Origin of the sequence: Leadbettera azotonutricia ZAS-9 (assembly GCF_000214355.1) — a bacterium.
In the GTDB taxonomy this organism is placed as follows: Bacteria; Spirochaetota; Spirochaetia; order Treponematales; family Breznakiellaceae; genus Leadbettera; species Leadbettera azotonutricia.
This window is the reverse complement of record NC_015577.1, coordinates 2,329,392-2,341,674: the sequence shown is the minus strand read 5'-3', so window position 1 is coordinate 2,341,674 and position 12,283 is coordinate 2,329,392. Positions and strand designations below refer to the sequence as shown.

Genomic DNA, 12,283 nt, shown 5'->3' with positions numbered 1-12,283 from the left:
GAAATGGAAATTCATCGTATCTTTTTCGCATGAGCATCAAGCCAAAGGATTATCTCCTGAGGATTGATTTTCCCTTCTGCGATGCTCAGCCCCAACTCAATTTTTTCCTTGTTTGTAGCGATTATTTTTTCATCGTTAATCAGCAAAAAAAGAAACATGATATGTATTCCGGTACGTTTATTTCCATCGAAAAAAGGATGGTTGTTTATAAGCTGATACCCCATTTGAGCAGCCTTGGCATGCAAATTAGGGTAAAGGTCCGCGCCTCCAAATGTTTGAAAAGGGGACATTACTGCGGAATCCAACATATTACTATCCCTCACCCCTTCCATTCCGCCTGTTTGATTGATAAGCCTGCGATGTATTTCAATAATCTGTTGCCCCAGGATGCGTTTCACTTCGCCAATTCCTCATACACCTTTTTGTTTTGTTTCATCAGTTTGTCGGAAAGGGCAAATAAATCATCATCAGCCATGGACTGGGCTTGTTCCGCAACCTTAAAAGGAATAACCACATACTGAGGCACATTGTTTTTCAGGATAACTGCGGAGCCGTTTTTATCGACCATTCGGGTAACCTTGGAAAAATTCTGATTAGCTTCAGAAATGGACAGCATATTGGCAGTATCAATTTTCATTGTTGTTCTCCTGCTTTTTAGCATACCAGATCTTAGGTAAAATTCAACCTACAGGCAAGCAAGTACCGTTCAAAGAAGCCGAACAAGAGGAAAGAACAAAATTCGTGGATCGTCAAGGCACATTCGGCTTCCTTCTTTAACTTCTTCCTGCTGCTAATTCTCCATGCAACCCCAAAAACAAGGCCCGCCTTATTTCTTAAAGCTCTCCAGAAGTTCCACAATGCACTTGAGGTCTTTGGTTCCGTCCAGGTAGGCGTACTCCCCGGAGGCGTCGCCGTATTTGCCGCGCTGGGCGCATTTGATACCGAAGCCTTCGGCCTGTTTGATAACCTTGTCCATGCCTTTGACCTGGAAGGCGATGTGGTGTATGCCTTCGCCGTGCTTGTCGAGGAATTCCTGCCAGGTGCTTTTTTCGCCGTTGGGCTGGATCAGCTCCAGCTGCATATTGGGGCCCACGTCGAAGAAGGCCATGGTGCAGCCTGCCTTGGGCGCGGCCTTGCCCTTGTACTTGGTCTGGGTGATTTCATAATCCCCCGCGTCCACCAGGGGAGGCTCTTTGACGCCGAAAAATTCGGCCCACTTCTTTTTTGTCTTTGCTGCGTCCTTCACGACAAAGCCGACCTGGGTGACTACCTGAGTGCCTAATGTTCCTGCCATAATATTCTCCTATAAAACAGATTATCATCAAGATTATCACCAGGTCTTGACATTTCCAAGCCTCTGTTCCATACTATCAAGACTACCTGAACAACAGGATTCATCTTAAGTTAGGGGGCTGTAAAGCCCGAGGAGACGTTGAAGTGCCCTGCGGAAGAAAACGCAAACTGCGGAAGATTGCGACGCACAAACGCAAGAAGAAGCTCAGGAAAAACCGACACAAGAACAAATGACGGTTTGGAGACCCGGGCGCTTGGCTGCCCGAGTTTCCTGACTGTCGATCCAGTTGAATTGGCGTATTTTCTATAATCCTCTCATAAAATCCTTCAAAATGGTGTATATTTATTTCTATGCAGTTGAATGAACCCCTTTTGGCGGGTATTAAGTCTCCCCAGGATCTTCAAAAGCTGAGTTTTTCTGAATTGAACCTGCTGGCGTCTGAAATCAGGGAGTGCATAATTGCCACGGTCAGCCGGAATGGGGGGCATTTGGCTTCGAACCTGGGGGTTGTGGAGCTGACTATAGCCCTGCACCGGGTTTTTAATTCCCCCCAGGACAAAATCGTCTGGGATGTGGGGCATCAGTGCTATGCCCATAAGCTCATCACAGGCCGTTATACCGAGTTTGACACCCTGCGCCGCCTTAACGGCCTTGCGGGTTTCCCCAAATCATCAGAAAGCCCCCACGACAGCTTCAATACCGGCCATGCTTCAACCTCGATTTCGGCGGCCCTGGGCCTTTTGGCTGCGGACCGCATCCAGGGGGGGAACAACCGGGTCGCGGCGGTCATAGGCGATGGCGCCCTTACTGGGGGCCTGGCTTACGAGGCCCTCTCCCACGCGGGCCAGCTTGGCCTTCCCCTGGTGGTGATCCTCAACGACAACAAGATGTCCATAGGCCCCAATGTTGGGGGGCTTTCCAAATATCTGAGCCGCCTTTCCATGAAATCCAATTACCAGCGTTTCCGCAGGAATTTTGACAATATGGCAAAGAAAATCCCCTATATCGGGGATCTTTTCTTCGATATGGTGGTGCGGCTCAAGCGGGCTATTAAGGCTGTTTTCTATACTGACAACTTCTTTGTTGATCTGGGTTTTGAATATGTGGGCCCTATCGGGGGGCACGCTATTCAGCAGCTTGCCGAAGTGATCCGGGACGCGGGCAATCTGGGGAAGCCTGTGGTCATCCATGTCATCACCCGCAAGGGCAAGGGCTATGGTTTCGCGGAGAACGATCCGGGGAAATACCACGGGGTTTCTTCGTTCCTTGCGAGCGAGGGTTTGGCCGAGCCTGCTTTGTCCGAACCGGGTGGCAGCCTGTCGGCTTTTACCCAGGTGTTCTCCGAGGCTCTCCTCAAGGCAGGGCAGGGCGACGGCAGGGTAGCGGCTATTACGGCGGCTATGGAAAAGGGTACCGGCCTTAACCTTTTTAAGCAGGCTTTTCCCGGGCGTTTTTTTGACGCCGGCATTGCCGAGGCCCACGCGGTGACTTTTGCGGCCGGCCTGGCAGCCCGGGGTTTACGGCCTGTGGCAGCAATTTATTCGACTTTTATGCAGAGGGCGGTGGACGGGGTCATCCATGATGTGTGCCTCCAGAATCTGCCCGTAGTTTTCGCCCTCGACAGATCAGGCTTTGTGTCCGACGACGGCGAGACCCATCAGGGCCTTTTTGATATTTCCCTGTTCCGTTCAGCCCCGAATATGGCTATTCTGGCGCCCGCTGGCAAAGAGGAGCTTGAGGCAATGCTGGGCTGGAGCCTTTCCAATAGCGGGCCCGCCATTATCCGCTACCCCAAGGATGTTTGCCCTGCAGGCGATCCTGCGTTCCTTGAGCCGGTGGTAAAGGGGCGGGGTGTCTGGATACGTCGGCCCGGGGCAAATCGCCGGGTGTGCGTTGCCTTTACCGGCAGCCTTTATGAACAGGTTCTGGACGGCTGTCAAAGGCTCGCCGCCATGGGCATTGACGTGGGCCTCTACAATCTGAGGTTCCTGAAGCCCATAGACGAGGATTACCTTACGGGAATCATGGACGATTACGAGCTTATGGTTTTTGTTGAAGAGGGCGTCAAGGCCGGCGGTTTTGGCGAATATGCGGCCGAGCTTGCCCTCAGGTCCAACTGTCCATGCAGGGTTCAGGTTTTGGCAGTCCATGAGAAATTCATCCCCCTGGGAAAGCGCCATGAGCTTCTCCGCCTAAATGGCCTTGACGGGGAAGGGATTGCCGCCTTTGTCTCAAAGGCCCTGGCGAATGCCTATGCATCCCTGGCCTGGGCGGAAGGCGGAAAATGAGGCCCCCCATGAGCCTCCCCGGAGGCTCTGGCCTGGACTTTTCCGGCCCTTGCCTGGTGATGGCCATAATCAATTGCAACGATGATTCATTCTACGCGCCCTCGAGGGCTATGGACGAAAGGGCTGTCGAAAATGCCCTGAGGGCCGAAGAGGCCGGGGCAGCCATCATAGACTTTGGAGGCGAATCCACCCGCCCCGGCTCCGCGTATATCGGCGAAGAAGAAGAGCTCCGCAGGGTGATTCCTGTTGTCAAAACGTTCAGGAAACAATCCCGCCTCCCCGTTTCTGTGGATACCCGCAAGGCGGCTGTCGCCAGGGCGGCCCTGGACGCGGGGGCTGACATCATCAACGATATTTCGGCATTGGAGGACGATCCCCTCATGCTGCCCCTCTGCGCCGAAAGGGGCGCCGCTGTGGTGCTGATGCACAAGAAGGGGCAGCCCCCTGATATGCAGGCTTCCCCCTGGTACGTGGATGTGGTGGGGGAGGTGGCAGGCTATCTGGAAAGAGCGGCGCGCCGTGCCCTGGAGGGGGGTGTAAGGGGGGATCGCATTATCCTGGACCCGGGCATAGGCTTCGGCAAGCGGAAAGACGACAATCTGGCCCTTATAAATCGGCTTGCGGAAATCCGCGTGAATGATTATCCTATATTAATGGCCCTTTCCCGAAAGACCTTTATCGGCGAAATTACCGGCAAAGATGCCGAGGGGAGGCTCGCGGGGACGCTGGCCGCAAATGCCGCCGCCATTATGCGCGGGGCGGACATCATCAGGGTCCACGATGCCGGAGAACACGCAGACCTTGTCAAAGCGCTGTACGCTATAGGCGTTTCGCTATAAACGTTATGGTATAATGGGGAATTAGGAGAGCGACAGGAATGGAATGGTTTCAGCATATAAGCTCTGTTTATGATCTCATACGCCCCATAGTGGATGTGGCTATTATAGCCTTCATCCTTTACAAGGCTTACGAGCTCCTGGTAAAAACCCAGGCAGTGCAGCTGGTAAAGGGCGCCGGGGTCCTTGCCCTGGTGTACGGCATTGCAGTCCTCTTCAAGCTTACCACTCTCCAATGGATACTCAACGTATTGGGTCCAGGGCTTTTTATCGCAGTGGTCATAGTCTTTCAGCCCGAGCTCAGGAAGATCATCATACGCATGGGGCAGGGTGAATTGTTCAGGCCCGACAGCAAGCCCCGGCTTGGACAGCTTGAAGCGGTGGTCACGGCGGCGGAAATTCTTTCCCGCGAGAAACGGGGCATGCTGGTGGTATTCCCCAGGCGGGTCAACATCAAGAATATCATCGAAACCGGCACCAGGCTCAATGCTGATATTTCTTCCAGCCTCATTGTAACAGTTTTCGAATTCGACACCCCCCTCCACGACGGGGCCATGATCATCCAGGGCGGCCGCATTGTCGCCGCCGGGTGCTTCCTGCCCCTTTCGGAGCAGCAGGATATCAGAAAGAGTTTTGGCACCAGGCACCGTGCTTCCCTGGGAATGTCGGAACAGTCGGACGCAGTGATACTGGTAGTTTCTGAAGAGACCGGGGCCATAAGCCTGGCATACGATACAAAGCTTTACTACGATCTTTCGCCCCTGGAAGTAACCCGCAAGCTCAGGGAGCTTCTGGATCGGGGCGCCAGGAAGGGCGATCCCGATGCGGCCCTCCCCGAAGCGGGCGACGCCGATGTGGGCGAAGGGAAGGATGTCTTCGTTGAACACTAGGAAACTTCTTGCCAAGGCAACAGAGAATTGGCCGGCCAAAGTCATCTCCATAGGGTTGGCAATAATTCTTTTTATATTTCACCGCATGAGCACCCTTGAAGAGCGTTTTTTTACCGTGCCCCTCAATATTGAAGTGAAGGGCAACCTTATACCTTCAAGCCCATACCCCCGCATGGTGCGCATAACCCTCAGGGGCGATGCCAACAGTATTTATCCTATATTGGAGGATGATATCGAAGCCTTTATAAACCTGAGCCGTTACGAGGCTCCCGGGGATTACAAGGCTGCAGTGCAGATACGAAAAAACGGGACGGCCCTCGGCATAGAGCCTCTTGAAGTCAATGTTGATCCCACAGACATTTCGGTTTCCCTGGATCACAAGATAAGCAAATTCGTGCCCCTTACCGCGAGCCTCAGGGGCAATGTCGCGCAAGGCTATGTTTTGAATTCCCATTCGCTGAACCCCACCCAGGTAATCATAGACGGCCCCTCCCAGCTTATAGGGAATATATCCGAGCTTTCCACGGAGGCCATCGATCTTGAAGGCAGGGCCGGGGACTTTACGGTGATGGCGAATATACTGAACCGCGATCCCCTCATTGTGATCCGGGGCAACGGGATCACCGAATTCCACGGCATAGTTTCGCACATTGTCCCTGTGCGCAATGTCACCGATATCCCCATCCGGATTTTGAACCTTGACGATGAATTTTCGGGGGAGCTCGATATCAGGGCGGGGAGCGTGCACCTTGAAGGGACTAACCAGGACGAGCTTAACCGGTTCAGCATCTCTGAGGGTTTTTTCACAGTCGATTGCTCCGGCATCGAAAGGCCCGGTTCCTATACTCTCAATGTGGCGCCCGCTGCGATACCTGAAAACCTCAGCTTTAGTTTTGAGCCCAGGACCCTTACCATTCTTGTAAGCCCAAAAGCCGCTGCGCCCCAGGAAGGCAATGAATGATAGCCGGCATCGGGGTGGATGTGGTTCATGTGAGCCGCATGGAAAGATGGCGTCTAACAGCCGGCCTTTTGGAGCGCTACTTTCACCCAGGCGAGCTGGGGGATGCCCTTTCCAGGGGCAATGGCGCGGATCTTTCTTTGGCTGCCCGCTTTGCCGCCAAGGAAGCCCTGGGAAAGGCCCTGGGGACAGGTCTCGCAGGGATAGTGCTAAAAGACATAAATGTGAAAAACCGGCATAACGGCCAGCCTGAAATAGAAGTGACGGGAACAGCCCTTGCCGCCCTCGAAAAAATCGGAGCCTCCAGAGTCCATCTTTCGCTTACCCATGAGCGGGATAACGCCATTGCCATGGTTGTTTTGGAAACAGATCGGGATTAGAAAAGGAGGGCAGAGTGAAATATGAAGAACGGGATATAAAAGTTTCTTTTCAATCCAAGGAAGAATACGTCTGCCCTGTCTGCGAAACTTCATTTCACCGCGAGGAACTCCTCTCGGGTTCGGGCCGCCTCATTGCGGGGGCATTAACCGATGAGCTTCACCGCCTCTACGAACCTTCCGCAAAATACGGCTATGTGTACCCCCTTGCCTATACGGCAACGGTTTGCCCCGAATGCTGGTTCGCTTCGGATCAGAAGGATTTTCCTTCCCTCCCCCATTCAGAAAAGGACAAAGCTTTTGACGAACGGGAAAGGCGCGTGGCTGAAACCAGGCTCATATTCCCGGATCTTGATTTTCATAACAACCGGGACCTTGTTGCAGGGGCAGCTTCCCAGTATTTAACTACCCGGTGCTACGATTTTTATCCCAAGGAATTTTCTCCCACCATCAAGCAGGCCATCGCTTCTTTAAGGACAGGCTGGCTTCTGGAAGAGATGGAGAATAAATTCCCCGGCCAGCATTACGACTGGCTCGCCCTGCTTTTTAAAAAGAAGGCTATGTTTTTTTACAACGAGGCCATACGCCGCGAGCAGTCGGGAAAAGAAACCCTCTCGGGTCTTAAGGTGTTCGGCCCTGATACAGACAAAAACTACGCCTATGAGGGCGCCCTCTATCTTTCGGCCCTGCTTAAATTCAAATACGGCTTTCAGGACAATCTCCAGCTCAGGGCGCCTGCCCTGGACGAAGCAAAACGCACCATTGCGAAAATTTTCGGCGTAGGGAAATCGTCAAAAAGCAAGCCCGGCCCTCTCCTAGAACATGCCAGGAACCTCTATGACAAAATCTCCAAAGAACTGAATGAAACGGATGAATGAGCGGAACCTTCAGTATGCCCCGGAATATTAAACTTTTAATTGCCTACGATGGAACTGATTTTTCAGGCTGGCAGAGACAAGCGGGACGCCGGACTGTTCAAGGCGAAATTGAAAAGTCCCTTGGGAAAGTCCATAAGGAAAGCGTGAACCTTACGGGGTCCGGACGCACCGATGCAGGGGTTCACGCCGCAGGCCAGGTTGCCAATTTCCTTACAACTATCGATAGCATGGAAGCCAGACGTTTTGTGCCTGCCCTGAACCGCATACTCCCGGAGGATGTGCGTATTTTGGAAGCCGCCGAAGCGGGGGAAGATTTCCATTCCCGCTATGACGCCAAAAGCCGTACCTACAGGTATAATATTATTCCGGGCAGCGCCTTCCCCTGGGAACTCCGCTATGCATGGCAGCTTTGGCGCCAGCCCCGCATCGCCGTTCTCAATGAATTCGCTTCTTTCATCCGGGGGGAATTCGACTGCTCAGTTTTTGCGGTGCCCGGGGACAAGAGCATTTCCCGCAGCCGCTATATTTCGGGGGCCTCTTTTTTTTACGAAGGAGGCAGGCTCGTTTTTGAAATTACCGCCAATGCGTTTTTGTGGAAAATGGTGCGCTCGATAGTGGGCACTCTGCTTTACTACGAGGAGAAGGGTCTCGGCCCGCAATCCTTTGTCGAAATCCTCGCGTCAAAAAACCGCAGCCTTGCAGGCCCTACTGCCCCGCCGCAGGGACTTTTTTTGTGGAAGATTGATTATTACCGCTTGTAATTATGGATCAACAACCTTTTTTCTGATTCTTGCGACATACATGGGCCCCATGCCGTTGTCTTTGTCCGGCAGTATAAGGCGTCCATGGGCGGTTTTTTCGCCTTCGGCAATATCAGGGTCATCGGCAATAATTTCGCTGCCGTACTTTTCAAACAGCCGCGCGAGCACGCCGTCGTTTTCTTCTTCCCCAAGGGCGCAGGTGGCATACACTAGGGAGCCGCCCGGTTCGAGCATGAGGAAGCAGGAAGAGAGCAATGCCCACTGACGCCGCGCGAGGGAACGGGGGCGGGCGCTTGTCCACTTGGCAAGGGCAGTTTCGTCGTTGATAACGTGGCGCTCGCTTGAGCAGGGGGCGTCAAGGAGTATGGCGCCGAACCGGCCATGCTCGCTTTTCCTGCCCCCCTGGGCCGCCGTGTCAAAACCGGAGACTTTTACCCTGCCGCGCTTTTCAATATCAAGATGCCCGTCCAGCACATTAACAAGCCTCCGCCTCCTCTCGGCCGAAAGCTCATTGCAGAGGAGGCTTGTTTCTTTATTCATGCGCGAAGCCATGACGAGGCTCTTCCCCCCTGGGGCCGCGCAGGCATCGAGGACGATGCCCTTTTGGGGCAGCCGGAGGGACAGGGCTGCAAGCACCGAAGCTTTGTCGAGGAGGTAGGGCTTTGCGAGGCCCTCTGAATAAGGGGCAGGGACGGAAGGGGCAAGGAGGCTTTCGCGGAGGCCGGGCCAGCGGCTGCCGAAACGTTCGACATACCAGGCTTCAAAAGCTTCTTTACCTTGCTGCTTCAGGCGGATTTCTCTACGCTGGCGTTCTTTACCAGGGCTTTTATTTTTTTAAGGGTCTCGTCCGAGAGGAGATGCTCCATTTTGCAGGCGTCTTTCTCGGCTGTTTCGCCGCTTACGCCTACGATATTGTGGAGAAAGTTGGTGAGGAGGCTGTGGCGCTCCCGTATTTCGGCAGCCCTGGCAACACCGGTTTTTGTGAGCGTGACCAGGCCGTAGTGTTCATGTTTTATAAGGCTCTGATCTTCCAGGATTTTTAAGGCTGTGAGCACCGAAGGCTTGCTTACATCAAGGCGGGCAGCAATATCGGTTACCCGGACTTCCCCTTCATCTGCGAGAAAACTGACCATTTCCAAATAATCTTCAAGCGACTGAGTCATTACAATATATTTTGAAGGATAATCCTGGTATTGTCAATTGAATTGTTCCTTCATACGGGCAAAGAAATTTTCCGTTGCCTGGGCATCGGGCTCTTTTTCTTTCTCGTGGTACCAGATGAGATGGGCGGGAATTTCCTGGAGAAAGGGGGAAGGGACCCTGGTTATGACATCCTGGCGGCGTTTCCGTTGCTGGCAGGAAGTGATGTAGAGCTTGTCCCTGGCTCTGGTGATAGCCACATAAAAAAGCCGCCGCTCTTCTTCTATGGGGTCGAAGCTGTCCTGGCCCGGTCCGTCTTCAATGCTCCTTTCGTGGGGGATTATGCCGTCCTCGGCCCCTGCGATAAACACCACCGGAAATTCCAGGCCCTTGCTGGCATGTATGGTCATGAGGCTCACCTTGCCCTTGTCAGCTTCCCCGTCTCCATCGGCCCTGCCAAGGAGGCTTATGCGGTTGAGGTAGGCATAAAGGCTTTTGTCCAGGTTGTCAGGATCGTTTTCCCAGTTTTCTATCATCTGAATAAGATAGGTGATGTTGGCGTATTTCCAGTGGGCTTTTTTTTCATCCTTGTTATATTCGGTGATAAGGTGGCCCCAGTAATTGATGGTTTCCACCATCGCCTTGACCTTAGCTGAAAGATCCCTTTTGCCCAGCATGTTTTCCCGCAGACCTTCGATGAGGCTTATAAAGCCCCCGATTTCGCCCTTGCTGTGTTCCGGAGGGAAACCTCGGCCCTTGGCCTCGGTGGAATGTTCCTGGAAGAGACTTTCCTGGCCGTGATCTTTTGCAAGCTGCCAGCGGCCAAGGCTTTCCCAGAGGGAAGAGCGGTTCCGTTTTGCGATTTCGGAGATAGACGATATGGATGCCTTGCCTATGCCCCGCCTGGGCGTATTGATGATGCGCAGGAGGTTCACATCGTCATCGGGATTGGCAACCACCCTGAGGTACGAGAGTATGTCCTTTATTTCTTCACGATCAAAAAAGCTTTTGCCTCCCGAAATCTTGCAGGGGATGTTTTCTCCAAGGAATGCTTCTTCAATGACATCGATTTGATTATTGGTCCTGATAAGCACCCCGAAGTCATCGAATTTAAGGCGATCCTCAAAACGCATCTTTTTGATTTGCTCGGCGATAAATTCCGCTTCGGCGCTTTCGTTGATGGGGTAGAAAAGCTCAATGGGTTTGCCGCCGTCCATTCCTGACCAGAGCTTTTTTTCTTTGCGGTTCGTGTTGTTGGAGATGACCCCGTTGGCGGCTTCCAGGATGGTGGTGGTGGAGCGGTAATTCTGTTCCAGCTTAATTTCCAGTGTGCCGGGGAAATCCTTTTCAAAGCGTATGAGGTTTTCGTAGCTTGCGCCGCGCCAGGAATAGATGGATTGATCGTCATCCCCCACCACGCAGATATTGGCTTTTTCATTACCCTTATTTGCCAGAAGCTTCATAAGCCGGTATTGAATTAAACTGGTGTCCTGGAATTCGTCCACCATGATGTAGCGGTACTTTTGACGGTACTTTCCGAGAATCTCAGGGTGCTCTTCAAAAAGCTGTATAGGCGCCGTAAGAAGATCATCAAAGTCCAGAGCGTTGTATATTTTAAGGCTGTTCTGGTATTCATCGTACACAGGCCGCCACACTGTGTCTGCAAAGCGGCCCGAGCCGTCTGCGGTACCCCATTCAAGGCGGCCTATTTTTATATTGGAAAAAAGCTGCTGCAAATTGTAAAGGTCCACGCCATCGCTTGAAATTTTGCAGTCCCTGAGGCATTCCTTTACAAGCTTGTTCTGATCCGATTCATCGTAAATGGAAAAATTTTTTCTGTACCCAAGGGTTTCAATTTCTTCCCTTAGTACTTTTACTCCAAAGGCATGAAAAGTGCTAACCGTGAGAGCCTGCAATTTTTTTCCTGTCAGCTCTTTTACCCGGCTTTCCATTTCACGGGCCGCCTTATTGGTAAAGGTAAGGGCCAAAATACTGGACTGCGGAATTCCCTTTTCCAGCATGTGGGCAATGCGGTAGGTAATAACCCTGGTCTTGCCGGACCCCGCCCCTGCAATTATGAGTACCGGCCCTTCAATGGCGGTAACCGCCCGGAGCTGGGGGCCGTTGAGTTCTGCTTCGATGTTGAGTTTAGCAATCAATACATTTCCTCCAGGGTGAATAAGGAACTCATCTTAACTGACTAGTTTTTTACAAAAACTAGTCAGTTAAGATGATATCGTCATTTCTGCCAATATCCCCGCGATAGCCTGTCCTGCCTTTCCCCGGTGGCTCAGGCGGTTCTTTTCCTCGGCGCCAAGCTCCGCCACGGTGCGGTCCAGTTCCTGCAGCCGGAGTATGGGGTCGTAACCGAAGCCGCCTTTTCCTTTGGCGTTTTCAAGGCTGGTTACGATTTCTCCTTCCAATGTTTCCTGGGCCGCGAAAAAGCGATCTTCGCTGAAAAGCAATACCATGGAACAGACAAACCGTGCGCTCCGCAGGGGAGTATCCCCCAGTTCTTTAAGGAGCAGGGTATTCCGTTCGCTGTCGTCAAGTTTTTGGCCGTTGCCGCTGCCGTATCTGGCAGAATATATCCCAGGCTTGCCCCCCAGGGCGTCCACGCAAATTCCCGAGTCGTCGGCGATCACCGGCTCTTTAACCAGATGGTAAAGCGCGCGAGCCTTGATAAGGGCGTTTTCGAGGAAGGTGGAACCAGTTTCTTCAGGATCAAAGCTTATTCCCGCTTCCGAAGGAATTTTGATGGTGTGATCCCCCAATATGGCGGCAAGCTCCGCTTTTTTGTGGGTGTTTCCTGTGGCAAACCAAATAGTCATTTGATTAGGATAACAGAAAAGATAGGGGCA

At 52.7% G+C, this 12,283-nt stretch carries 14 protein-coding genes; 7 read left to right on the top strand and 7 right to left on the bottom strand.

The genetic code is table 11. The features are described 5' to 3' along the window. Window positions 1-11: 11 nt before the first annotated feature. The 3 genes from TREAZ_RS10275 to TREAZ_RS10265 all read right to left on the bottom strand — a co-directional run bounded on the left by TREAZ_RS10275 (window position 12) and on the right by TREAZ_RS10265 (window position 1,294). Window positions 12-398 (bottom strand): type II toxin-antitoxin system death-on-curing family toxin, encoded by a 387-nt coding sequence (locus TREAZ_RS10275; RefSeq protein ID WP_015711782.1) that lies wholly within the window; start codon window positions 396-398, stop codon window positions 12-14. Next, on the bottom strand, window positions 395-637 hold the full coding sequence (locus tag TREAZ_RS10270; RefSeq protein ID WP_015711781.1) for a type II toxin-antitoxin system Phd/YefM family antitoxin: 243 nt from the start codon (window positions 635-637) through the stop codon (window positions 395-397). Before TREAZ_RS10270 ends, TREAZ_RS10275 begins: the two co-directional genes overlap by 4 nt. 189 nt (window positions 638-826) lie before the next feature. Beyond that, entirely contained in the window at window positions 827-1,294 is a 468-nt protein-coding gene (locus TREAZ_RS10265) for a VOC family protein (RefSeq protein ID WP_015711780.1), read from the bottom strand. A 350-nt stretch (window positions 1,295-1,644) separates the two neighbouring features. On the opposite strand from TREAZ_RS10265, the gene dxs reads away from it, so the two are divergent. From dxs to truA, 7 genes are read left to right on the top strand one after another with little or no spacing between them, the layout of a single operon-like run. Beyond that, complete coding sequence (gene dxs / locus TREAZ_RS10260; protein ID WP_015711779.1) at window positions 1,645-3,582, top strand: 1-deoxy-D-xylulose-5-phosphate synthase; 1,938 nt, start codon at window positions 1,645-1,647, stop codon at window positions 3,580-3,582. Window positions 3,583-3,590: 8 nt separating this feature from the next. Continuing rightward, complete coding sequence (gene folP, locus TREAZ_RS10255; protein ID WP_245535019.1) at window positions 3,591-4,421, top strand: dihydropteroate synthase; 831 nt, start codon at window positions 3,591-3,593, stop codon at window positions 4,419-4,421. 38 nt (window positions 4,422-4,459) lie between these two features. Then, window positions 4,460-5,308, top strand: a complete 849-nt coding sequence (cdaA, locus tag TREAZ_RS10250; RefSeq protein WP_015711777.1) for a diadenylate cyclase CdaA — start codon at window positions 4,460-4,462, stop codon at window positions 5,306-5,308. Further along, entirely contained in the window at window positions 5,298-6,269 is a 972-nt protein-coding gene (locus tag TREAZ_RS10245; RefSeq protein WP_052297672.1) for a CdaR family protein, read from the top strand. Before cdaA ends, TREAZ_RS10245 begins: the two co-directional genes overlap by 11 nt. Beyond that, window positions 6,266-6,646, top strand: a complete 381-nt coding sequence (locus TREAZ_RS10240; protein ID WP_015711776.1) for a holo-ACP synthase — start codon at window positions 6,266-6,268, stop codon at window positions 6,644-6,646. The genes TREAZ_RS10245 and TREAZ_RS10240 overlap by 4 nt, the downstream gene beginning before the upstream one ends. 14 nt (window positions 6,647-6,660) lie before the next feature. Next, the gene (locus tag TREAZ_RS10235) at window positions 6,661-7,521 is read left to right on the top strand and encodes a DUF2225 domain-containing protein (protein ID WP_015711775.1); all 861 of its coding nucleotides are present in this window, start codon (window positions 6,661-6,663) and stop codon (window positions 7,519-7,521) included. A gap of 14 nt (window positions 7,522-7,535) precedes the next feature. Next, a complete protein-coding gene (gene truA, locus TREAZ_RS10230; protein WP_015711774.1) occupies window positions 7,536-8,282 on the top strand; it encodes a tRNA pseudouridine(38-40) synthase TruA in 747 nt (248 codons plus the stop codon). Here truA and TREAZ_RS10225 read toward each other — a convergent pair whose 3' ends face one another. The 4 genes from TREAZ_RS10225 to rdgB all read right to left on the bottom strand — a co-directional run bounded on the left by TREAZ_RS10225 (window position 8,283) and on the right by rdgB (window position 12,253). Further along, window positions 8,283-8,918 (bottom strand): 16S rRNA methyltransferase, encoded by a 636-nt coding sequence (locus TREAZ_RS10225; RefSeq protein WP_015711773.1) that lies wholly within the window; start codon window positions 8,916-8,918, stop codon window positions 8,283-8,285. 149 nt (window positions 8,919-9,067) lie between these two features. Further along, window positions 9,068-9,445 (bottom strand): metal-dependent transcriptional regulator, encoded by a 378-nt coding sequence (locus TREAZ_RS10220; RefSeq protein WP_015711772.1) that lies wholly within the window; start codon window positions 9,443-9,445, stop codon window positions 9,068-9,070. A 33-nt stretch (window positions 9,446-9,478) separates the two neighbouring features. After that, entirely contained in the window at window positions 9,479-11,581 is a 2,103-nt protein-coding gene (locus TREAZ_RS10215; protein ID WP_015711771.1) for an ATP-dependent helicase, read from the bottom strand. A 66-nt stretch (window positions 11,582-11,647) separates the two neighbouring features. After that, the gene (rdgB, locus tag TREAZ_RS10210) at window positions 11,648-12,253 is read right to left on the bottom strand and encodes an RdgB/HAM1 family non-canonical purine NTP pyrophosphatase (RefSeq protein ID WP_015711770.1); all 606 of its coding nucleotides are present in this window, start codon (window positions 12,251-12,253) and stop codon (window positions 11,648-11,650) included. Window positions 12,254-12,283 lie beyond the last annotated feature (30 nt).